Origin of the sequence: Deinococcus apachensis DSM 19763 (genome assembly GCF_000381345.1) — a bacterium.
GTDB classification, from domain to species: domain Bacteria; phylum Deinococcota; class Deinococci; order Deinococcales; family Deinococcaceae; genus Deinococcus; species Deinococcus apachensis.
On the sequence record NZ_KB906399.1, the window covers coordinates 109043 to 130798 of the forward strand.

Here is a 21756-nt window from a genome sequence, read left to right on the forward strand (position 1 = left end):
GGGAGGTGGGTTGCAGGGGGTGAGGCGTAGAATCCTCGCCGTCTTTGCCCCACGATCCACACCCCACACCCCAGGGCCTCATCCCTTCGCCACCGCGAACAGGATGGTCGCCTCCGCCGCCACTTGCCCCTCCACCTCGGCGCGGCAGGTCGTCTTGCCCAGACCCCGGCGCAGGAACTCCAGTTTCGCGTACAGGTGGAGCTGGTCGCCCGGGATCACCTTGCGCTTGATGCGGACTCCCTCTACGCCCGCGAGGTAGCCCACTGTGCCCGGCTCGATCTGCTCGTGCAGGCAGAACATGCTCGTCTGCGCCAGCGCCTCGATGATCAGCACGCCCGGCATCACGGGCTCCTGCGGGAAGTGCCCGGGGAAGAAGGGCTCGTTCACCGTCACGTTCTTCAGCGCGTGGACCTCGCCGCCCCCCGCGCTGAGCACGCGGTCGACGAGCACGAAGGGAAAACGGTGCGGCAGAATTTTCAGCACGTCCTGGATGAGCATGGGTTCCATAGGGGCAGACACTCCTTGCGGTGGGAGGAGGGACCGGGTGGCCTGGACACGTCTCCTCGCGGCAAAACGCCCCAAGGGTAGCACGGGTCACCCTGGCGCCCGGAACTGTTCAGGCGCGCGGTTTGAGGAAGGCGACCAGCCCCGCCAGCACGCTTGTCAGGAGGGTCAGGGCGATGGCCCGGGTGAAGGCGGGAAGACCAGCGGCCCCCACCTGCGCGCTCAGCAGGAGCTCGACACTGCCCATCGAGCGCAGCCACAGGGGCGCATTCGGGTTCAGGCTGGCAAAACTCCCCAGCGTGAGGGCCGCCAGCCCCAGCGTGACGAGGGCCAGCAGCACGACCAAAATCCACCTCAGTGCCCGCATGTCGCCCGCCCCGCGCCCGTCATCGCCGGGCATTCTAGCGGCCTTCCGGCCGGGCGCTACACTCCGGCACGTGCCCGAGTTGCCCGCCCGCGTCCGCGTCACCCGTCCACCCCTGCCCCTCGCCCCGGCCCTGGAGCGCGCGGCGGCCCGGCTGTGCCCGCAGGCCCCGTTGGACAGCCTCAGGGCAGCGGCCCTCGCCATTGCGGGCGGCGCAGTGATCGGGGCGGCCCTGCACTGGGAGGGTGGGGAGGCCCTCGGCGTGGACGCTGGCTGGCGGGGGCGTGGCATCGAGGAGGCGCTGGGGGACGCCCTTGCAGGAGTCTAAGACCCGATTGGCCTAACGCCCGTTTGGTAGCCTGGGGCATGACCACGACCCTCTCCGCCGCCGACGCAGGCATGGCCTTCGCCCTGTCGGGCGACCAGCGCATGATCGTGCAGCACGTCCGCGAGTTCTGCCGGGCCGAGATCGCCCCGAGAGCGGCCGAGTACGACCGCAGCGGTGAGTTCCCCCACGAGCAACTGCGCGGCCTCGCCGAACTGGGCCTGATGGGCGCCACCCTCCCCGAGGAGTGGGACGGCGCGGGCCTCGACTCCGTCACCTACGCCCTGTGCCTGGAGGAGATCGCCGCCGCCGACGCCAGCGTGGCCGTGATCGTCAGCGTCCAAAACGGCCTGCCCGAGCAGATGATCCTGAAGTACGGCACCGACGTGCAGCGTGAGAAGTACCTGCGCTCCCTCGCCCGCGGGAAGCATATCGGCGCCTTTTGCCTCACCGAGCCCGGGGCGGGCAGTGACGCCGCTAGCCTGCGCCTGAAGGCCGAGCGGGACGGGGACGGCTGGGTTCTGAACGGATCCAAGGCCTGGATCACCTCGGGCGGGCAGGCGGACACCTACCTCGTCATGGCCCGCACGGGTGGCTCGGGTGCGCGGGGCGTGTCCTGCTTCATCGTCCCCGCCGACACCCCCGGCTTGAGCTTCGGGCGCCCCGAGGAGAAGATGGGCCTGCACGCGGCGCACACCACGACGGTCACCTTCGACGGCGTGCGTGTTCCTCACGAGAACATGGTCGGGGAGGAGGGCCAGGGGCTGGTCATCGCGCTCGCCAGTCTGGACTCCGGGCGCATCGGTATCGCCATGCAGGCTCTCGGGATTGCCCGTGCCGCCCTGGAACACGCCGCCCGCTACGCCAGTGAGCGCGAGCAGTTCGGCAAGAAGCTCAAGGAGTTTGAGGGTGTGTCTTTCAAGGTCGCCCGCATGGCCGCCCGCATCGAGTCCGCCCGGCTGGTCGCCCTCAAGGCCGCCTGGCTCAAGGATCAGGGGCAGCCGTACGGGAAGGAGGCCAGCATCGCCAAGTTGCTCGCCTCGGAGGCGGCGGTGGACTGCACGCGGGACGCTATCCAGATTTTCGGGGGCAACGGGTACAGCCGGGAGTACCCGGTCGAGCGGTTGTACCGGGACGCGAAGGTCACCGAGATCTACGAGGGGACGAGCGAGATTCAGCAGCTCGTGATCAGCCGGGCGGTGTTTGGGGAATACGGGGCGTAGGGGTTGTTCTTGCGGAGTTTCCGCTCAAGTCGCTGACCTTGCCCCCACCCCCCTGCCCCCGCCGGGGGCAGGGGGGCTTTCTGCTGCGCTCGGCAAGAGGCTTGGCCCATCTCTCCCGTGGCCGTTTCTCTCAGTGCGGAAGGTTTAATCTTGCTGTGCACTAAGCTGCTCGCCCACCGCCTCGCTGCGCGAGCAAGGCGGGGTGAAGGCCGTGCGAGAGTGAGCTCATGGCAGGAATGGGCCGTCCACCTAGGGCGGTTTTGAAGGGCTAAAACTTGGGCGCACTTACTCCTCCCCCTCGCGGGAGAGGCTGGGACTCGCAGAGCTGCTGGCAGAGGGTGTGGCAAGCTCAAGCCTGCCCTGTAACGGCTGACACGGATTCAAAAGAAGTGGGGAGCAGCCTCTCCTCGGGCCTGCTCCCCCTTCGATACGCTCCTCTCCAAACCCGCTTTCACCCCCTCGGCAGCCAGCGCCTGAGCAGGGGCGGCACGACCTCCACCGCCACCACCACCAGCAGTGCGTAACGCAGTGCCCGGATCAGCCCGATATCCTTGAACGCCTGTGGCAACGCGCTCAACCCGAAGTACACGGCGAACACGACCACCAGGCCGACCAGGGCGACGATCAGGCGGCCCGTCCAGTCGCGTGGCGGCGCGAAGTGCGGGCGCACCAACCAGAAGCCCGCAAGCAGCCCCAGCGAGGTGCCGTACTCTCGCGGCGTGCCTGCGGGGAGGAACGCCGCGAGGACGAGGAGGATGAGGGGGATGATCCAGCGCATTGCCCCCTCCTGGGGGAAGCGCCCGCTCGCGGCCAGCCCGGCAAAGGCCGCGCCCAGCAGCAGACCGATGAGCACGTCGAGGGGATAGTGAACGCCCAGAGCCACCCGTGACACGCCGATCAGCGCGATCAGGACGAGCGCGACGACCCACATCCCCGTCCGCCCGACCTGCGCGGCGATCCCGCCCCACAAGGTGGCCGCCATCTGGGTATGTCCGCTGGGCAGGCCGGGACCGAGGGCGGTGGCCCGCGCCGCGTCGCTGACCTGCCCCGGGTTGCCCGTGAAGGGGCGGGGCTCATTGAAGCCGAACTTCAGGGCGGTGTTCACGAGGTACGAGAGGGCGAACGCCACCCCCAGGTTCCGCCCGCCGCGGGGGTTCACCAGCCAGGTGTACAGCGCCAGGACGACAATAAACACCTCGTCACGCCCGAGGTTCGTGACGGCCAGCCAGAAGGATTCCATGTGTGCCTATTGTGAGGCTTCTTTCCTTTTTAAGCGAGCAGATATGCGGCGGTACACTGGGATCTATGACGGTAGCGACCACCGACGTGCTGCGCGAGGTGCGGCACAACTCCGAACACGCGCTGGAGCTGCGCGGCATCACCAAACGCTTCCCGCTCGTGCTGGCGAACGACAACATCTCCATGCAGGTCCGCTGGGGCAGCGTCCACGCCCTGTGCGGCGAGAACGGCGCGGGCAAGAGTACCCTGATGAAGATCGTCTACGGCGCCCAGCCCCCCACTTCCGGCGAGATCGTGGTGGACGGCGAGGTCGTGAACTTCACCGATCCCTCGCAGGCCATCGCGCGGGGCATCGGCATGGTCTTCCAGCACTTCATGCTGGTGGACACCCTCAGCGTCACCGAGAACGTGATCCTGGGCGCCGAGCCCCGGGCGGGCACCTCCATCAACTACGCGGCGGCCCGGCGGCGGGTGGCCGAACTGATCAAGCAGTTTAACTTCGACCTGAACCCCGACGCGCTCGTGGGTGACCTCCCGGTGGGCCTCCAGCAGAAGGTCGAGATTCTCAAGACGCTGTACCGCGGCGCCCGCATCCTGATCCTGGACGAGCCCACCGCCGTCCTCACGCCCAGCGAGACGGACGAGCTGTTCGACTTCCTGAAAAACCAGTACGCGGCGAGCGGCAACGCCGTGATCTTCATCAGCCACAAGCTGCACGAGGTGCTGCACATCAGCGACACCATCAGCGTGATCCGCGACGGCAAGATGATCGGCACCATTCCCACCCAGGGCGCCACCACCGAGACCCTTGCCCGCATGATGGTGGGGCGCGAGGTCAGCCTGAAGGTGCAAAAAGCCCCCGCCCGACCCGGCGAGGTCGCCCTTGACCTGCGGAACGTCACCGTAAAGGGCGAACACGGCAACGCGGTGGACAACGTGTCCTTCCAGGTTCGCGCTGGAGAGATCGTCGGCATCGCGGGCGTGGAGGGCAACGGCCAGAGCGAACTCGTGGAGGCGATCACCGGGCTGACCCCCGCGTCGGGCGGCGAGATCACCTACCTGGGCCGCCGCGCCGACGGGGTGCGCGGGGTGGAGGCCAGCGGCGTCTCGCACATCCCCGAGGACCGCAACGAGCGCGGGCTGGTGCTCGACATGACCACCGCCGAGAACTACATCCTGGGCAAGCACGACAACGCCCCCTTCGCGGGTCCCTTCGGCTTCCTGAACTTGAGCGCCATTGAGGAAAACGCCCGCAGCCTTAGCGAGCAGTACGACGTGCGGCCGCGCTCGGTGAATCTGCACGCGGGCCGCTACTCTGGCGGCAACGCGCAGAAGCTGATCGTCGCCCGCGAGATGCACAAGAACCCCAAAATCCTGGTCGCCTCCCAGCCTACCCGCGGCGTGGACATCGGTGCCATCGAGTTCATCCACGCCCGCATCGTCGAGGCGCGCGACCAGGGCCTCGCCGTGCTGCTCGTCAGCGCCGACCTGGGCGAGGTCATGAACCTCTCCGACCGCATCCTCGTCATGTACGAGGGCCGGGTCGTGGGCGAGGTCGACGCCGCCTCCGCCACCGAGACGCAGCTCGGCCTGCTGATGACGGGCAGCGGCCACACGAGCGGGCGGAGTGGACACCTCAGCGAGGCGCAGGAAACCGGCGAACGCTGAGGGCAAAGAAGAAAAGGGGCCGCCTCGTTGGGCGGCCTCGTGTTCTTACAGACCTACAGGCAGTCGACGACGGGGATGGCCGTCACGCTCTCGACGATGTTACTGGCGCGGCCATTTTCGTCGAGCCCTTGCAGGCGAACGTAGGTGTAGCCCTTGACGTTGACGTCCGTGACCGGGTTGACCACGATGGCCTGGGCACCAATGCTCTTGCCGACGCTCTGGGGCGCCGTGTTCGGTCCGAAAGTATAGGTCGCCGTGCCCGATCCGCTGTAGTCCACACTGCCGAAGGGGTAGAAGGTCACGTTCTCGTAATCGCCCGTCCTGAGTCCCTTGAACTGGGCGTAGAGCCTGCTGAGTCCACCTGTCCAGTCGACGTCCACGGCCATCTGCGTGTTGCCGTTGTCGCAGATCACGTTCGTGCCCGCTGTGATGGTCTGACCGTTCTGGTCACGAACATCCTGTGTGAGGCGGTAGCTCGTGTTGTATCCAGTGACAGCTTCCAGCGTCAGGGTGGGGGAAGGCTGTGTTCCGGGGATGGGGTCGGGAATGAACACCGTGATGTCGCCACAACTTGCCAGCACCGCGCTTAACCCCAATGCTCCCAACAACATTCTTTTCATACCTCTCACTGTGGGGGACGAATCTGACCCGGAGATGATAGGAGCTTGAGAGCACGTGAGGCGAGTACAAATGAGGCCGCCCGGAAGGGGGCGGCCTCTTGCTTTGGATGGCTGGTCTTACACGTCCTCGTTGGTATTCCGAGCGAAGGTGCAGGAGGTGTAGACGGCCACGTTGCCGCCAGGAACCAAGCGGCTGTTGAACTCATAGGTCGCGGTGCCGGTATCGACATTCAGGGCCGCGTGGAAGCCAGCAGTATTGCTCGGCCTGCCGCTCGCCGTGACAACCTTGACCTTGGCCCGCGCCGGGTTGACGACGATGGACTGGGGAAGGAGGCCACCCGTGATGGGATTGGCGTTGAAGGTCGCCCGGTAGCTGCCGTTCCCCACCGCCTCAAGCTGCTCACCCGTAAACCTGGCCGTGTAGTTTTCATCGTACTCACTGGTGGTGTTCCCGCGCAGGGCCAGATCAACTGTCTGCACATTGCCCGCTACGTCGAAGTACACGGAAACCTGGGTGGTCGCCGTAGCGCCGTTGTAGTTATCACAGGCGATGAACGGCCCGCTCTCGTTCCCCAGTCTATACTCCGTCCGCACTGCCGTCACCCTTCCCGACCCGCTGAGGTCAGGCGCCACACCCGATCCGCAACTCGCCAGCAACGCACTCAGGCCGACCGCTCCCAACAGCATCTTTTTCATGGCTCTCACTGTGGCGGTTGAACCTGACCCCAGGGTGATGTGGCCTTCAAGAAACGTGAGCCGAACACAAATATGACCGAGAGTCAGCGGGGCGGGCTTTTTCCTCAGTCCCTCGGCTCCGTGTTGTTCAGGTAGGCGCAGGAGTCGTAGACGTTCACGCTGTCCGTCGTGGCCGTCTCGGGGCCATTCGGCGTGTCTATCGTCAACTGCGCCTTGAAGCTCCCGCGTGGGCGGCTCGTCAGGCTAACGTACTGGTACTGCGGCTGGATATTCAGCGCGCCCAGGCTGGCTGGAACCAGCCGCTCGTAGAACACCACATCGGCGATGTAGTTGCCCCGGCTCGACTTCCTGAGTTCGCTGTCCATTGCAAAGGTCTTGTCCCCCGTCTTCTCGCCGATCACCTCGACGTCGGCCGAGGCCAGGTCGGGAATGCCCGGCGCCGAGAACTCCACAACGACGATGTTCTGCCTGAAGGGAATGCTGGCGTAGGACTTGTCGCAGGCGACATACCTGTCCGTGGCGATGTCGATGTAGTTCGTCCGCAACTCGGGCTTCATCCCCAGGTAGGCGTTGCCGGGCGGGGTGGTCTCCCCACAACCCGCCAGCACCGCGCACAGACCCGCCACTCCCAAAGCAAGTTTTCTCATCAGGCCCACTCTCCGCGCCCCAGCTTATCCGCAGGTGACGGCCCTCTTGAGCGAGTATGAGGACAGGAGGGGAAGCGGGCACCTACACCATCTGGAGCGGGCTGCTGAGCGCCGCCGCCTCGGGGTTGAAGCGGGGCAACTCGGGCAGGTCCTGACCATCCGCGCCGATCAGCCGCCCGTACAGCATGTGCGGCGTGGCGTGTTCGATCCGGGCGTGGTAGAGGCCTGATCCACCCGCGGTGACCGCCTTGGGCACGACGACCGGATGGTTCCCGCGCGTGTGGCCCTCAAGGAAGCCAGTGTCGTGTGCGTCGCCGCGCAGCAGAACTTCCTGCACGGTGCCCACCTTTTCCGCATTCTTGCGGGCGCTCCACTCCTTCTGCTTGACGATCAGGCGCTGGAGCCGCTCGGTCTTCAGCTCGCGTGGCAGGTCGGCGAAGTGCTTATAGCTCGGCGTGCCAGGCCGCGCGGAGTAGATGAACATGTAGGCGGAGTCGTAGCCCACCTCGTCGTACAGGCTCAGCGTCTCGGCGAAGTCCTCCTCGGTTTCGCCGGGAAAGCCCACGATGATGTCGGTGGCGAGCACCACGCCCGGCATGTGCTTCTTGATCTCGGCGATGTGGCCCAGGTACTTCTCGCGGGTGTACTCGCGGGCCATGCGGCGCAGCACCCGGTTCGACCCGCTCTGCACCGGCAGGTGGACGTACTCGCACACGGCGGGCGTCTGGGCCATCGCGGCGGCTACGTCCTCCGTGAAGTTCATGGGGTGGCTCGTGGTGAACTTGATACGCCGTACGCCGCTCTGCCCCACCAGCCGCAGCAGGTCGGCGAAGGACGGGTATCCTGCCAACTTCGCCCCTTGGTCCACCCCGTAGGCGTTCACGTTCTGCCCCAGCAGCGTGACCTCCTGCACCCCGGCGGCAAGGAGCAGGTCGAGTTCGCGCAGGATGTCGTCCGGGTGGCGGCTGACCTGCGGCCCGCGTGTGGTCGGCACGATGCAGTACGTGCAGTGGTGGTCACACCCCCGCATGATCGTGAGGTGTGCCTGAAGCTTGCCCTGCGGAGGCGGCGGAATATGCCCGTGCAACTCGTCCTTGAATTGCAGGCCCCAGAACCGCTCATTCGCTTCCAGTGCCTTGCCGATGTCGAGCAGGCTGCCGGGGCCGAGCAGCACGTCCACCTCGAACTTGCGGGCGATCTGCTGTCCCTCCTCAAGCTGCGCGAGGCAGCCCATCATGCCGACAACGAGGGGACGCTGCGCCTTCTGCTTGCGGAGGTCTCCCAGCAGCGAGCGGACCTTGTCCACCGGCTTGCCGCGCACGGCGCAGGTGTTGACCAGGACGAAATCGGCCTCGTCCACGGTAGAAACGATGTCCGCGCCGAAACTTACGAGTTGCGACTCGACCAGATGGGTGTCGTACTCGTTCATCTGACAGCCGTAGGTAATCAGGTGTGCCTTCATTCTCTGGTTCTCTCCTCGGCCTGACGGGGGGATTCCGGGGCCTTGCGCGCGGCATGGATAGCCGCGACCGGGAGAGATTCTAGCGTTCAGGGTGTGGTCGGTGCTGGGACGGCGGGAGTATTGGGGGCGGCGCCCTCCACCTGCTTTTCCAGATTCACCGTGTAGCCCAGCAGTTCCTTGCCCAGCAGCACTGTCCGCAGCGTCCCGCTGAACTGCGTCCCCTTGATCTCACCGCGCAGGGTGCCCCGCAGCCGGTCGCCGTTCTCGTACAGGTTCACGTCGAGGCTGCCGCCCTCCCCGGAGCGCCGGAACTTGCCGCTGAGGGCGTAGGCCTTGCGGCTTTCCAGATTGGTCATGACGCCGCTCGCCCGCCCCTCGCGCTCCTGCACGCTCAGGACCAGGCGGTAGGGTACCCGGCCGGTGCCCCCCACGCCGATACCCTCGTAGGTGCCGTTGAGCGCCTTTTCTAAGGCTGTACTCGGACTGATGAAGGCCCCGAAAGCGCAGCCGGTGAGGGCGGGAAGGAGCGCGGCAGGAGGCAGAACGTGGCGAAAGGCAGCAAAGCGCATGCCGCAGCCTAAGCAGCCCTCATGAAGTGTGTCTGATGTTGCCTTTGCGGCGGGCTCAGGGCGTGCCTAGCTCTTTCAACGGGTACGTGGCGCTGTTCACCGCGCGTAGGCGGCCCTCGGGCTGGGCGTAGGTCGCGTTGATGAGGTCAGTGCGGTGCCCCGCGAACCAGTCACGCAGCGGCACGGACTTCGTGAACACCTGCGCCGCCAGCACCCCCTCGGCCTGCGTGCCCTGCCCGGCCAGGATCATGTTCGCGTAGTACCCGCCCAGCCTCGCCCGCAGGTCCTCGGGAAAGGCATTCGGGTTCCCCAGTCCGGCGATCAGGTCGCGCAGGTTACGTGCCGCCTCCTGTGCGGGCACGTAGGCGTAGGCGCGGGTCCGGTCCGCCAGCCGCACCCCATCCCACCCCAGCACCGTCATCAGGGCCGGACTCGTGGCGAAACTCCAGTCGTAGTAGGCGAGGGTGTCGCTCCCCAGCACGAGTTCCCTCGTGCCGTCGCCGTTCAGGTCGGCAAAGCGCAGACCGTAGTTCCCCCCCTCGATGATGCCGAGGTTCCCCACCCGGCCCGCGTCCTGTGTGAAGACGTAGGTCGTGAAGCAGCAGTGCGCGCCGCCCGAGTACTCCGTCAGCACGAGTTCCGGCAGTCCGCCCGGCCGCACGGGCTGCAGTTCCGGCGTGATGTTCCACCCCTGCACGGTGAGCACCGTCCGGCTGCCGTTTTTCACCACGGCCCGCGCCTCCGCGTCGAACCTGTCCGCTGGGCGCGGCGTCACCGTCACCGTCAGACTGCCCCACTTCAGCGTCTGCGGCGCGTCCTGGGCCTGAGCGGGGGAGAGCAGCGTCAGCAGCAGCGGCAGCAGGGCAAGGCGTCCGGGCATGCGCCCAGCTTAGTCCTCCAGTGCCCCGGCCAGCCCCAGCAGCCGGTCATCCTCCCCATGCCGTCCCACGAGTTGCACGCCAACGAACGGAGTGGCAGAGGGGACGGCGACCGTCGGCGCCTCCAGCAGGCTGAAGGGCGCGGTGAGGCGCAGCACGGCGCGGCGCAGCGGCGTCACACCCTCCCGCAAGGTCACCTCGTCCTGCCCGATGAGGGGCGGCGGGGTGGGCACGGCGGGGGCGAGGAGTACGTCGAACTGCGTGAGGAAGTTGTCCAACTGTGCCCGGTACGCCGCGCGGCGCTTGAAGGCCATCTCGACCTCCGCCTCACCGAGCGCCTGCCCCTGCCGGAGCGAGGCGAGGGTGAAGGGCAGGAAGCCAGGGTCGTCCTCACGCAGCGCCTCCGCATGGACGCGCGCCGCCTCGCTCAGCACGATGGGGGAGTAGGCGTCGAGCACCTCGGGGAAGTTGACGGGTTGCAGGCTCGCGCCCAGGTTTTCCAGCCGCGCCGCGAAGGTCCCCACCGCCTCCCAAACAGAGTCATCCACCCAGCTCCCGGGAAGCCACACCCCCACCCTCACGCCCGCCCAGTTCTGCGGAGTGACGGTTTGCCCAGTCAACCCCTCCTGCACCCGCACAATCGTCCGCACGTCCTGGGCCAGCGGTCCCGTATGGTCACACGTCCACGAGAGCGGCAGCACCCCCTCGGTGCCCCACGCCGGGTGCCCCTTCGTCGGCTTGTACCCCACCACGCCGCACCACGCGGCCGGAACGCGGATGGAGCCACCCGTGTCGGTGCCCAGCGCGAAGTCCACCTGCCCGAGCGCCACGCTCACCGCTGCCCCGCTGCTGCTGCCGCCAGGAACGCGATCCGGATGGACGGGATGGGTCGTTCCCCCGAAGCCGTTCATCCCCGTGATGCCCAGCGCGATCTCGTGCAGGTGGGTCTTGCCCACGGCGCTCGCTCCCAGTTCCAGCAGTCGCCGCACCAGGGGGCTTTCGCCGGGGGCAGGGACGGGGGCGAGGGTACTCGCGCGCAGCGGCCATCCGGGGACACCGTACAGGTCCTTCACGCTGAAGGTCAGGCCCGCGAGGGGACCTCCGGGTGCGCCGGGCAGGGGGGAGATGGGGCGGTAGGCCCAGGCCCGCTGGGGGTCGGGGAAGTCCTTGGAGGTCACGGGGCTCAGGGTAACTCTGGTTGGGCTGCGAACTGCCTACGTCTTCCCGTGTACCCACCCCAGCCCCTACCCAAACTTGCAAAGCTGCGAAGCAGAGGGCATGGGGGAGCGGCGCTGCGCTCGGCAAGGGCCCGCCCATTTCGCCCCTGGTCGCTTTTCTCAGCCCGTAATGTTTGATCTTGCTGGTCTCCCAGTCGCTGGCCCCGCGTCTCGCTGCGCGAGCAAGGCGGGTGAAGGCGGTGCGAGAGCCAGCCGAAGGGTGGCAATGGGAGGTTGGAAGGGGGAGCAGGCGACGCCTGCCCTCCAGAGGCTGACCTTCCCACAACACTGCAGAAGAGGGAAGGCCGCCCTCCTTCCAGCCCACCCTCAGAAGGGCAGAATCGCCGGTTGTTGCCACACGCCCTGCGCCAGGGTGAACGGCCCGAAGGTGGGGTGGCCCAGCACGCCCAGGTCGGCGGTAAAGGCGCCGTCCACGCGGTAGCTGACCTCCTGCCCCCGCGCCACCCTGAGAAAGGCCCCGGCGGTCTGAAGGGTCACGGGGAGGCTCAGGTCGGCCCGCTGTTCGGCCTCGCCCCGGGCAGGCAGGCTCACATTGGGGAGGTTCACGGTGCCGACCTCCTGACCGTCGATCACGAACCGTCCGGCGATATTCGCCAGGCGCACGGGCACCGGGTTAGGATTTTGCACCCTCAGCCGCAGGGTCAGATTCGCCAGGGCCGGATCCCTGCCGCTGGGCAGGCTCAGGCGGGTCAGGCGCACGCTCTGCACCTCGAAGGTGGGAACCTGCACGAGCGGCTGGGCAGGAGCGCAGGCGCCCAGGCCGAGCGCGAGCAGGGGAGCCAGGAGCAGCTTCTTCACGGGAGGTACGTTAACGGTTCCGGCTGCCGAGAACCTGACGGGCACTGCTACGCTGCCGAATATGCAGAGCCCGGCCACCAGACACATGACGGCCCTGACCCTCGCCGCGGCACTCGCGGCCCCGGCGGGCGCGATCAGCCTCGACTTCGGCACGGCCTACCGCGTGGGTGGCAGCCCCTGGCTGTCGGCGGGCGTCAGTAACGTTCCCCTGGGGCGCGGCACCTTCTCGGTCAGCGCGTCGAACCGGGCGGTGGAGGCCAGCGCCACCCAGGGCTTCAGCCTGCCCCCTGCTGGGGCCGTCAGTGCCAGCGCCAGCGCGGCCGTCACCTGGAAGGGTGGCCTGCGCCTGACCTCGGGCGGAACGGCGACGCTCGGCCCGGTTGCCCTCAACCTCAGCGGGGTCTTCTTCACAGCGGGTGCGGCGGAGGTCGACCCCCTCGCCGCCTGGATGCTGGAGCCCACCGACCTGCGCGCCCGTGGCTGGAACGCCGACCTCACCGCCCGCTACCGGGTCAGCCGCACCCTCATCGCGGTGCTGGGCGGCGAGTTCGGCCCCCAGAACAACGTCTCGGGCGGGGTGGAGTGGCGGCGCGACCTCACCCGCGTCCTGCCCCCCGCCGAGGGGGACGACCCCGAGGCGGAACCCGCCACCGAGCGCGCCGGCACCCTCGCGCTGCGCCTCGGCGCCCGCGCGGGCCGGGGGGTACTGGGCGTGACCGGCGGCGTGACCTACAGCACGGAAATGGGCTTGTCCCTGGCCCTCGACGCCCTGGCCGGACCCGGCACCCTGGGCGCGGTGGGCAGCCTGAGCGCTGCCGACCTGCTGGGCGAGGGCAGCACCACGCGGCTCTACCTCGCCTACGAGCCCTGGCGCCTCGCCAGCGCCCCCCTGCGGGCCGGGGCGGAGGCCACCCTCCCCGCCGGACCCGGCACCCTCCGCCTGGACGTGCGCGGGGGAACGGGCGGCCTGGGTGCGCGGGTGGGCTACAGCCTTCCCCTGGGCGACGACGCGGGGCAGTGAATCCCCCGTCAGCGTGCGCCCTTCCTTCTCATGAGAGGGGGTGGAAGACTCCGGGGGTGAACCGAATCTTCCCCCTGCTGACCCTCACGGTTCTGGCCTCCACGGCGAGTGCCCAGACTGTGCAGGACATCCTGACCCGGGTGGACGCCGCCCAGAAGGCCGCGAAGGACGTGACCTTCCGGCTGAGCGGCAGCGCCACCCTCGAATCCTCTCCCCAGAAGATCGACCTCACCGTCAAGAGCATCCCCGCCCAGGGCGTGGCCCGCCTGCAATTCGCCGCGCCCGATGCGCTCGCCGACAACATCGTGGTCGCGGACCGCAACGAGATTCGGCAGTACCTCTTCCTGACCAACCAGGTGACGGTCACGCCAGTCAAGAAGGCGGCCGAGAGCGCGGGCTTCGGCGGGCTCGACTTTACCCAGCTCACGAATGCGGCCACGCTGCTGAACCAGTACAACGTGCGGCTGTTGGGCACGACCACCGTCTCGGGCAAGAAGGTCTACCAACTGGAGGCCACGCCCAAGAACGCCAGCACCACCGACCGCGCCCGTGTCTGGATCACCGAGGCGGGCTGGCGGCCGACCCGGGTGCAACTCGTCGGCGGCGGCAAGGTACTCGCCGACCTTACGGTGAGCAACTACAAGGTCAACAGCGGCCTGACTGCGGCGGGCCTCAGGGCGCTTCCCAAGGACGCGCAGGTCATCCGCCAGTAGGGTTCTCCCGGACGAACAATTAATACAAAAGTAGCTGAGAGAGGAGGGGAGTCGTCCGCAACAGGGCACTCCCCTTCCTTCCCTCTCCAAACGCAAGCGCCCCCACCGATTAGGGTGAGAGCGTCGGTCAATGAGTGTTCCGCGGCCGGGCTTCAGCCCAGGATGCGCCGGGCCCCGACGAAACGGCTGGCCCAGTAGGGGTTGCCGAACAGCGGCTCGATCATGGTACGGCCGTAGTAGCTGTTGGCGTTCGCCATCATGCCGTTCCCCACGTAGACGCCGACGTGGCTGGCAACGACACCCGTGGTGTTGAAGAACACCAGATCACCGGGTTGCAGGTTGCGGCTGCTGACCGCCGTGCCCATGCGCCACTGGCCCGCCGCGCTGTGCGGAAGGCGAATACCCATCTCCTGAAACACCCGCATGGTGTAGCCCGAGCAGTCAAAGCCCCAGTTCCCCGTGCCGCCCGCCGCGTAGCGGAATCCCAGGAACTGCGTGGCAGCGGTCCGCACGAAGGCTCCCCCGCTGCGCGCCACCGGAGCGGCTGGGCGGGCGGCACTCGCCTGAGTGGATGCCCCTGCCACCTTCAGCTTTTGCCCGACCTGGATGGTCGAGCTGCTCAGCCCGTTCAGACGCATAAGCTGCACCGGGTCCATCCGGTACTGAGCGGCAATCTTGGAGAGAGTGTCACCCGCCTTCACGGTATACGGGGCGGCGAGCGCACTGCCGCCTGCAAGAGCGGTGGCGAGGAGGAGGATACGAAACGCTTTCATCGACGGGGGAAAGTTTAACGCGTCTTTATTCTTTTTTCCTTAATCCTCGGTCTGGAAGCCAGTTTTTATGCGCCTATACGTGGCCTATACGACCCCCGCCCCGATGAATACGGAGAAAAGTTCCGCCTTATCCTCAAGCTTCTCAGGAACTGACTCATTTCTGAAGTCGGCGGAAAAACAGCGCTGACTGCATTGACCACCTGTCTCTCACGCGGTTACGCTCCTCACTTTTCTCACGCACCTCGCCAAGTGTGATCTGGGGGAGAGGGAAGACCCCCTCCGGGCGGCCCTATACTCCCTTCAGGACGCCAAGCCACGGGCCCCCCCCATCCCGCTTGACGGAGGATCGATGAAGGAACCCCTGACCACCGAGCAGCTCCAGCAAGGCCTCAAGCACTACCGCCGCATCGCCCGCCAGGACATGCTGCGCGCGCCCGAGACGCCCCACCCCGACGCCTTTCTGCGCCACGCCGAGAGCCGCCGGGAGGTGTACATGGCGCTGGGTACCTATGCCGAGGCCCACGCCAGCGACGAGGTAATCGAGCACGCCCTGGAGCTGTACCGGCAACTCCCCTTCGTGACCGGCACGCCTGAGCACGAGCACCCCGACATCAAGGGCCGCGAGAACGCCCTGGAGAACTTTTTCCTGCTGGTCGGCCTGGACCCCAAGACCCGCCGCGAGGCGCGCAGCAAGCGCCCTAGTCTGGCCACCGACGCGCCCGCCCAGGGCTAGGGCTGCCGTGACGGCGCCCGACGTGCCCGCCCTTCAGGCCCTCGAACTGCGGGCGAAGGGTTGCGCTGCCTGCCGCCTGCGCCCCGGCGCGACCCAGGTCGTCGTCGCCGATGGCAATCCCGCCGCCCCGCTGGTGATCATCGGCGAGGCGCCGGGAGGGGACGAGGACCGGCAGGGGCGCCCCTTTGTGGGTCCGGCGGGACAGCTCCTCGACCGCATCCTGGCCGCCGTGGACCTCACCCGGCAGGACGCCTACCTCACCAGCGTCGCCAAGTGCCGCCCGCCCGGCAACCGGACGCCCGAGCCGGACGAGATCGAGATCTGCACCTCGCTGTGGCTGGGGCCGCAACTCTCCCTGCTGCGGCCCCGGGTAATCCTCAGCCTGGGCAACACGCCGACGCAGCACCTGCTGAACACCCGCCTGGGTATCACCCGCCTGCGCGGCACCTGGCACCGCTTCCGCCACCCCGAGGGACAGGGCGGCGCCCACGAGGCCCTGCTGATGCCGCTCTTTCACCCCGCCTACCTGCTGCGCCAGGACAGCCGCGTGCCCGGCGGTCCCAAGAGCCTGACCTGGCGCGACATCCGCGAGGCCGCTGCCGTACTGCACGGCGAGAAGGAGCCCGAGGGCCCGGTGTCCGGCCCGCCCCAACCTCTGGGAAATCAGCCCATCTTGTTCTGAGCGATAACCCTTAATTAATACAAAAAAGGGTCGATTTCTGTCATGGTGGAAACGGGTGAACTCATCGTGGAGCGGGACCAGTCTCCTCGCATCTCCGGTGTGATCAACCAGTCCACCGGGTACTGTCCGGAGCCGGATTGCTGGGGAGCCGTGCGCTCCGCGTCAGGCCGACTGGGCGTCGAGGTGCCCGGCGGCTTTACGCCCCCTTCGTCTTTCGGCGCGTGAGCACTGCGGGCAGATCAACGTGGTGAAGGACGAAGAGTTCGAGTGCTCCGTGTGCCACCGCACTCTGCCTGCCTTCTGGAACTTCTGAACCCTGCTGTCACCCACCTCAGCCGAGCGCGCCTGAGCCTCACGCCCTACACTGCCCCCCATGCCCCACCCCGAATTCGTCGGCCTCGTGAACTCGCTGCAAGCCACCGCCGAGGCGGCCCTGGGCGATCTCAACGCCGCCACCTCCAGCGCGGCCCGGGACGGGCTGCTGGAGCAGGGGAGAGCGCGCCAGGTCGCCGAGCGGTCCCTGAAACTGCTCACCATGCTCGCCGAGAAGACCCGCGGCAACCTCGACCTCACGGAGGCCGAACTCCTGACGGACGCCATCGGCAGCCTGCGCGCCCGGCTGGGCAATTAGCATGCGCGCCGTCCTCCAGCGCGTCACCCGCGCGACCTGCACCGTGGAGGGCCGCGTGACCGGCGAGACCGGCCCCGGCTTCCTCGTGCTCCTCGGTGTGGCCCCGGACGACACCCCCGAGACCGCCCGCACCCTCGCCGCCAAGATCGCCAGATTGCGTGTCTTCGGCGACGAGTCGGGGAAGATGAACCGCAGCGTGCTCGACATCGGCGGCGCCGTCCTGAGCATCAGCCAGTTCACCCTGTACGCCGACACCCGCTGCGGCAACCGCCCCAGCTTCACCGGAGCCGCCCCACCCGAACAGGCCCGCGCCCTCTACGCCGAGTTCAACTCGGCCCTGCGTGCCCACGGCCTCCCTGTCGGGGAGGGGGTCTTCGGCGCCCACATGCTCCTTGACCTCACGAACGACGGCCCGGTCACCCTGACCCTCGACACAGAGAACAATTAATACAAAAACACGTGGGTACAATTGGTTAGTCCTGGTCACTGGTCAGAGGAAGCCGCGCAACAACCCGCCGCGATCCCCCCACCCTTTCACCCGAACACCCGCGCTCACCGCTATCCTGCCCCGCATGAGCTTGCGCCACCTCCCCCTCGCCGCCGCGCTCCTGCTGGGGCTGGCGGGCGCCTACACCGTGAAACCGGGAGATACCCTCTACTCCATTGCCCGCGCCCACAGCACGACCGTGGCGGAACTCACCCGCCTGAACCGCCTGACGGGCACGACCATCGAGGTGGGGCAGGTGCTGCGCCTGCCCGGCGAGCCCGCCCTGGTGCCCACCCCGCCCCTGCCGCGCAGCGATGGCGGCCAGGGCGGCCTGGCGGTACCCGCCGCGCAGATCGCCGGGCTGACAGTCTCGGCGCCCGCCTCGCTCCAGATGGGGGACGCCTTCGTGCTGCGCCTCAGCGGACCGCGCGCCGGGGACGCAACCGTGCGCTTTCCCAGCGAGGTGGGCGAGGACGTGCGGCGGCCCGGCGAGGAGCTCACCCCCAGCGGCGCGGCGGGGGAGTACGTGGTCCTCGGCCGGGTGGTACTGGGCAAGACCACCCCGGTCGTCTACGAGGTCCAGGTGGGGAGCGACCTGGTGCGCGGGAGCATTCCCGTGACAGGCCTGGACCAGACCATCCAGCACATCAACCTGCCCCCCAGCATCAGCCGCAAGCTGGAGGACCCCGGGCGCAAGGCCGAGGACGCCGCCGTTGAAAAAGCCTACGCCCGGCGCACCCCCCAGACCTGGACCCGGCCCTTCCAGCCTGCCGTGAACGTGAAGGCCCAGAGCAGTGCCTTCGGCCAGCCGCGCACCTACGTGGCGGGCGGTCCGGTCCTGTACCACTACGGCACCGACTACCCGGCGCCCGTCGGCACCGCCGTGACCGCCGTGAACGACGGCACCGTCGTCCTGGCGGGCAAGTACCCGGTGCGCGGCAATCTCGTCGTGATCGACCACGGGGCGGGGCTCACCAGCCTGTACTTCCACCAGAGCCGCATTCTGGTCAAGGTCGGCCAGAAGGTGAAGCGCGGCCAGAAGATCGGCGAGGTCGGCTCGACCGGCCTGAGCGCCGGACCCCACCTGCACCTGGAGATGCGCGTGCGCGGCGAGGGCACCAACCCCGCCGACTGGATGAACCGCATCTGGCCGAAATGACCCCGGCCGCCTTCTCCCTTACTCTAGGGCGGTGACCCAACCCAAACCCGGCTCCCTCGTGATGGTCGATATCCCCGGCCCGGCGCTCGACACCGACACCGCTGCCCACCTGCGCCGCCACGGCATCCGCGCCGTCTGCTTGTTCGGCAAGAACGTGCGGGACGTGGGGCAACTGCGTGCGCTGTGCACCGACCTGCGCGAGGTGATGGGGGAGGAGGCCCTGATCGCCCTGGACCACGAGGGCGGCGCCATCCTGCGCCCCGACTTCTGGCCCTTCGCCCCGTCCGCCATGGGTCTGGGAGCGGCGGATGACCCCGCGCTGACGGAAGATGTGAACGCCGCCCTCGCCCGGCAGTTGCGCTCGGTCGGCGTGAACTGGAACTTCGCCCCGGTACTCGACGTGAACGTGAATCCCGCCAACCCGGTGATCGGCGAGCGGGCCTACGGCGCGGACCCGGCCCTGGTGGCGCGGCACGGGACAGCCGCTCTGCGCGGCCACCACCGCGAGGGCGTGGCGGGCTGCGTGAAGCACTTCCCCGGCCACGGCGACACCCACACGGACAGCCACCACGCCCTGCCGCGCGTGAGCAAGAGCCGCGCCGAACTCGACGCCGTGGAGTTCGCCCCCTTCCGCGCCTGCCTGCCCCTCGCACCTGCCGTGATGACCGCCCACATCGTGTATGACGCCCTCGACCCCGCCGCCCCCGCCACCCTGTCGCGCCGCGTCCTGACCGACCTGCTGCGCGGGGAATGGGGCTACACGGGCGTGACCGTCACCGACAGCATGGGCATGCAGGCCATCGACGCGAACTACGGCCGGGGGGAGGCCGCCGTCCTCGCCCTGCGCGCCGGGGCCGACCTGGTGATGGCCCTGGGCCGCCGAGAGGCGCAGGAGGCGACATTGGGCGCGATGGCGGACGCGCTGGAAGGCGACCTGAACAGCCACGAGGTCGAGGCCAGCCTGGCCCGGCTTCACGCCCTGGCAACAGCGTTCCCGGCCCAGGACGACCCCGGCCTTGACCCGCAGACGGACGCGACCCTCCTCACAGAAGCCTGGACCCGCGGCCTCACGGCCCTCCGCCGCCCGCAGCCCCCCGCCCCCGGCAGCCACGTCCTGCTCGTCGCGCAGCGCAAGGTGGCCCGCGAGAATGTCAGCGAGGCCAGCGTGGATGCCGCCACCCTCGCCCAGGACCTCGCCGCCGTGTACGACGTGACGCTGCACGCCTACGACGACCCCGCCGAACTCGACTGGAACGGCCTGCGTGCCTCCGGCCTGCCCGTCCTCCTCGCCACGACCGCCCGCCACCGTCAGCCTGCCCTGGCCCAGGCGCGGCCCGACCTGCACCTCGCCCTGTACAACCCCTACGCGGTGCTCGACGTGCCCGCCCCGGCCCTGCTGACCTACGGCTTCCGCCCCGAGGCCCGCGCGGCTCTGGTCGCCTGGCTGCGGGGGGAGACGGGGGCCCACGGGCGCCTGCCCTTCGGGGCCTGACCGGGCTCCCTGCTCACCTCTCCCAGACCCAGCCGCCCGGCGCCGCCGCCACGCCCGCCGCCCGCGGCCCGGTATGCACGTTCAGCACGGGATTGACCCCAGCGAAGCCCGCCCACACGACCGGGTGCCGCGCCTTGATCGCCGCCAACAGCGTGTCGGCATCCTCGCGGACGCTGCCGTACAGCAGCCCCAGCCGCAGCGGGGTGCCCTCCCCATAGCGGGCCGTGACCTGGGCCGCCACGGCCTCGATGGCGCCCCGGTAACTGCGCGCCCGGCCCACGTTCGTGTACGCGCCCGTCTCCCGGTCCACCGTGATCACCGGCTTGAGGTTCAACAGGCCCCCCAGCGTCGCCTGCACCCGCCCGATGCGTCCGCCGCGCCGCAGGTACTCCAGCGTCTCGATGGTAAAGTACAGCTCCGTCTCCTCGTGGGTGCGCCGAACCCAGTCCAGCGCCGTGTCCAGCGTCTCGCCCCGCCCCGCCGCCGTCACTGCGGCATGAACCTGAAACGCCTGCGCCGCGCTGAGGGTCCGCGTGTCGTGGATGGTGACTGGGACTTCCGGCGCGAGCGCCCGCGCCTGCTCCGCCGCGTTGCGGCTCCCCGACAGCCCGCCGCTGATCGTCAAGGCCAGGACCGGCAGGCCCCCCTGACGCGCCCGCCGGTACGCCCCCGCCCAGTCCTGCGGCGTGGGCTGGCTGGAGGTGGGGTGCGCCGGGTTCGTCCCCAACTCCCGGTACAGCGCCTCGCGCGTGAGTTCGTCCATCAGGTACGTCGTGGAGCCGAAGGTCAGGCTGAAAGGCGCCACCGGCACATCATTTCGCAGCCCGGAGAAGGCGTCGAGGCCCCCATCGGTCGCCACAGCGAACTGGGGCGCGCTCACCGGAGTTCCGTCCCGTTCATCTGCTCGATCAGCCTCAGGGCGGCCGTGTGGTCCGCCTCCGGGCCGACGACGGTGGCGGCGGCGCGCATCAGCGCCTCGACGCTCATCAGAACGGGCGCGCTGGCCCCTGCCGTCCGCACCACGTCGGCAGCGATCCCCGCGTCCTTGGCGAGCAGGCCCAGGCCGAAGGTCGCGGGAAACTCGCGCGTCAGCACCCGCTGCCCGATCAGGTTCTGGGAGGCGTTGCTGCGCCCGCTGCTCGCGTTGATCACCTCCAGCGCGGCCCCCAGATTCACCCCCCCGCGGGCGAGCGCGGCCAGCCCCTCACCCGTCGCCCACAGGGTTACCGCCAGCAGCGCGTTGTTCACGGCCTTCACCGAGAACCCCGCGCCCGTCCCGCCCACATGCACCACCTTGCCCGCGAAGGCGAAGCTGTCCCGCACGGCCGCCAGCGCCCCCGCGTCCCCCCCGACCATGACCGTCAGTTTCCCGGCCTCCGCTCCTGCCGTGCCCCCGCTCACCGGGGCGTCGAGAAAGGCCACTCCCTGCCCCGCCAGCCGCGACGACTGCCGACGTGCTGCCTCCGGGTGACCACTCGTGCAGTCCACCCAGGCGGTGCCGGGCCGCAACTGCCCCTCCAGCGCGGCCAGCACCCCGTCCACCTCCGCGCTCGTGGGCAGGCAGGTAAAGATCACGTCGGCGGCAGCCACCCCGGCCAAACCCACCGCCTCGCTGCCGAACTCGCGCGCGTGTGTCTCGGCCCTCTCGGGCGTGCGGTTCCAGACGAGTGTGCGTCCACCCGTCTCCGCCGTGTACCGCGCGAGATGTCCCGCCATCGGCCGCCCCATCGCGCCCAGCCCCAGAAATGCCAGCGTTCTGCTCATGGGACCAGGCTAGGGCGCCCTCCACGCGCGGGTCCAAACTCTGAACCGAGTCCAGAAAGGCGGCGGCGCG

Annotated in this window: 25 protein-coding genes; 11 read left to right on the forward strand and 14 right to left on the reverse strand. The window is 68.7% G+C overall.

The features are described 5' to 3' along the window. Nucleotides 1-78: 78 nt before the first annotated feature. Together fabZ and F784_RS0105035 are read right to left on the reverse strand one after the other, a co-directional pair. Nucleotides 79-507 carry a 3-hydroxyacyl-ACP dehydratase FabZ gene (gene fabZ / locus F784_RS0105030; protein WP_019585619.1) on the reverse strand — a complete coding sequence of 143 codons (429 nt, stop codon included), beginning with the start codon at nucleotides 505-507 and terminating at the stop codon, nucleotides 79-81. Nucleotides 508-616: 109 nt separating this feature from the next. After that, on the reverse strand, nucleotides 617-904 hold the full coding sequence (locus F784_RS0105035; protein WP_019585620.1) for a hypothetical protein: 288 nt from the start codon (nucleotides 902-904) through the stop codon (nucleotides 617-619). Between the two features lie 37 nt (nucleotides 905-941). Here F784_RS0105035 and F784_RS0105040 point away from each other — a divergent pair, with 37 nt between their 5' ends. Together F784_RS0105040 and F784_RS0105045 are read left to right on the forward strand one after the other, a co-directional pair. Then, entirely contained in the window at nucleotides 942-1196 is a 255-nt protein-coding gene (locus F784_RS0105040; protein WP_019585621.1) for a hypothetical protein, read from the forward strand. Nucleotides 1197-1234: 38 nt separating this feature from the next. Further along, nucleotides 1235-2416, forward strand: coding sequence for an acyl-CoA dehydrogenase (locus tag F784_RS0105045; protein ID WP_019585622.1), 1182 nt, complete (start codon nucleotides 1235-1237; stop codon nucleotides 2414-2416). Between the two features lie 451 nt (nucleotides 2417-2867). Here the strand turns inward: F784_RS0105045 and F784_RS0105050 are convergent, their stop codons facing one another. Continuing rightward, nucleotides 2868-3656 carry a phosphatase PAP2 family protein gene (locus tag F784_RS0105050; RefSeq protein WP_019585623.1) on the reverse strand — a complete coding sequence of 263 codons (789 nt, stop codon included), beginning with the start codon at nucleotides 3654-3656 and terminating at the stop codon, nucleotides 2868-2870. A 65-nt stretch (nucleotides 3657-3721) separates the two neighbouring features. Here F784_RS0105050 and F784_RS0105055 point away from each other — a divergent pair, with 65 nt between their 5' ends. Further along, entirely contained in the window at nucleotides 3722-5323 is a 1602-nt protein-coding gene (locus F784_RS0105055) for an ABC transporter ATP-binding protein (protein WP_019585624.1), read from the forward strand. 53 nt (nucleotides 5324-5376) lie between these two features. On the opposite strand, the gene F784_RS0105060 is transcribed toward F784_RS0105055, so the two are convergent. From F784_RS0105060 to F784_RS0105095, 8 genes are all read right to left on the reverse strand, one after another. Continuing rightward, complete coding sequence (locus F784_RS0105060; protein ID WP_245557761.1) at nucleotides 5377-5943, reverse strand: hypothetical protein; 567 nt, start codon at nucleotides 5941-5943, stop codon at nucleotides 5377-5379. 117 nt (nucleotides 5944-6060) lie between these two features. Then, nucleotides 6061-6639, reverse strand: coding sequence for a hypothetical protein (locus tag F784_RS22350; protein WP_245557762.1), 579 nt, complete (start codon nucleotides 6637-6639; stop codon nucleotides 6061-6063). Nucleotides 6640-6743: 104 nt separating this feature from the next. Next, nucleotides 6744-7286, reverse strand: coding sequence for a hypothetical protein (locus F784_RS0105070; RefSeq protein WP_051086930.1), 543 nt, complete (start codon nucleotides 7284-7286; stop codon nucleotides 6744-6746). Between the two features lie 82 nt (nucleotides 7287-7368). Further along, nucleotides 7369-8748, reverse strand: coding sequence for a tRNA (N6-isopentenyl adenosine(37)-C2)-methylthiotransferase MiaB (gene miaB / locus F784_RS0105075; protein ID WP_019585628.1), 1380 nt, complete (start codon nucleotides 8746-8748; stop codon nucleotides 7369-7371). A gap of 86 nt (nucleotides 8749-8834) precedes the next feature. Then, the gene (locus tag F784_RS0105080) at nucleotides 8835-9317 is read right to left on the reverse strand and encodes a hypothetical protein (RefSeq protein ID WP_019585629.1); all 483 of its coding nucleotides are present in this window, start codon (nucleotides 9315-9317) and stop codon (nucleotides 8835-8837) included. Between the two features lie 55 nt (nucleotides 9318-9372). Next, nucleotides 9373-10197, reverse strand: a complete 825-nt coding sequence (locus F784_RS0105085; protein ID WP_019585630.1) for a hypothetical protein — start codon at nucleotides 10195-10197, stop codon at nucleotides 9373-9375. A gap of 9 nt (nucleotides 10198-10206) precedes the next feature. Further along, nucleotides 10207-11373 (reverse strand): amidase, encoded by a 1167-nt coding sequence (locus tag F784_RS0105090; protein ID WP_019585631.1) that lies wholly within the window; start codon nucleotides 11371-11373, stop codon nucleotides 10207-10209. Nucleotides 11374-11739: 366 nt separating this feature from the next. Then, nucleotides 11740-12231: an LEA/WHy family protein gene (locus F784_RS0105095; protein WP_019585632.1), complete on the reverse strand. Its 492-nt coding sequence runs from the start codon at nucleotides 12229-12231 to the stop codon at nucleotides 11740-11742. A 61-nt stretch (nucleotides 12232-12292) separates the two neighbouring features. Between F784_RS0105095 and F784_RS0105100 the strand changes: the two genes are divergently transcribed. Together F784_RS0105100 and F784_RS0105105 are read left to right on the forward strand one after the other, a co-directional pair. Beyond that, nucleotides 12293-13252, forward strand: a complete 960-nt coding sequence (locus tag F784_RS0105100; protein WP_157465022.1) for a hypothetical protein — start codon at nucleotides 12293-12295, stop codon at nucleotides 13250-13252. A 56-nt stretch (nucleotides 13253-13308) separates the two neighbouring features. Beyond that, a complete protein-coding gene (locus F784_RS0105105; RefSeq protein WP_019585634.1) occupies nucleotides 13309-13965 on the forward strand; it encodes an outer membrane lipoprotein carrier protein LolA in 657 nt (218 codons plus the stop codon). Between the two features lie 152 nt (nucleotides 13966-14117). On the opposite strand, the gene F784_RS0105110 is transcribed toward F784_RS0105105, so the two are convergent. Further along, nucleotides 14118-14738, reverse strand: a complete 621-nt coding sequence (locus F784_RS0105110; RefSeq protein ID WP_019585635.1) for a C40 family peptidase — start codon at nucleotides 14736-14738, stop codon at nucleotides 14118-14120. 349 nt (nucleotides 14739-15087) lie between these two features. Between F784_RS0105110 and F784_RS0105115 the strand changes: the two genes are divergently transcribed. The 6 genes from F784_RS0105115 to F784_RS0105140 all read left to right on the forward strand — a co-directional run bounded on the left by F784_RS0105115 (nucleotide 15088) and on the right by F784_RS0105140 (nucleotide 19922). Beyond that, the gene (locus F784_RS0105115) at nucleotides 15088-15471 is read left to right on the forward strand and encodes a hypothetical protein (protein WP_019585636.1); all 384 of its coding nucleotides are present in this window, start codon (nucleotides 15088-15090) and stop codon (nucleotides 15469-15471) included. Between the two features lie 7 nt (nucleotides 15472-15478). Continuing rightward, entirely contained in the window at nucleotides 15479-16153 is a 675-nt protein-coding gene (locus F784_RS0105120) for a uracil-DNA glycosylase (protein WP_019585637.1), read from the forward strand. A gap of 373 nt (nucleotides 16154-16526) precedes the next feature. Next, nucleotides 16527-16784 carry a DUF1844 domain-containing protein gene (locus tag F784_RS0105125; RefSeq protein WP_019585638.1) on the forward strand — a complete coding sequence of 86 codons (258 nt, stop codon included), beginning with the start codon at nucleotides 16527-16529 and terminating at the stop codon, nucleotides 16782-16784. A 1-nt stretch (nucleotide 16785) separates the two neighbouring features. Further along, nucleotides 16786-17232 (forward strand): D-aminoacyl-tRNA deacylase, encoded by a 447-nt coding sequence (gene dtd / locus F784_RS0105130; RefSeq protein WP_019585639.1) that lies wholly within the window; start codon nucleotides 16786-16788, stop codon nucleotides 17230-17232. Nucleotides 17233-17356: 124 nt separating this feature from the next. Next, nucleotides 17357-18430 carry a LysM peptidoglycan-binding domain-containing M23 family metallopeptidase gene (locus F784_RS0105135; protein ID WP_019585640.1) on the forward strand — a complete coding sequence of 358 codons (1074 nt, stop codon included), beginning with the start codon at nucleotides 17357-17359 and terminating at the stop codon, nucleotides 18428-18430. A gap of 31 nt (nucleotides 18431-18461) precedes the next feature. Then, nucleotides 18462-19922, forward strand: coding sequence for a glycoside hydrolase family 3 protein (locus F784_RS0105140; protein WP_019585641.1), 1461 nt, complete (start codon nucleotides 18462-18464; stop codon nucleotides 19920-19922). A gap of 13 nt (nucleotides 19923-19935) precedes the next feature. Here the strand turns inward: F784_RS0105140 and F784_RS0105145 are convergent, their stop codons facing one another. Both F784_RS0105145 and F784_RS0105150 read right to left on the reverse strand, forming a co-directional pair. Further along, nucleotides 19936-20802, reverse strand: a complete 867-nt coding sequence (locus F784_RS0105145; RefSeq protein WP_019585642.1) for a DegV family protein — start codon at nucleotides 20800-20802, stop codon at nucleotides 19936-19938. Next, a complete protein-coding gene (locus F784_RS0105150) occupies nucleotides 20799-21686 on the reverse strand; it encodes an NAD(P)-dependent oxidoreductase (RefSeq protein ID WP_019585643.1) in 888 nt (295 codons plus the stop codon). Before F784_RS0105150 ends, F784_RS0105145 begins: the two co-directional genes overlap by 4 nt. Nucleotides 21687-21756 lie beyond the last annotated feature (70 nt).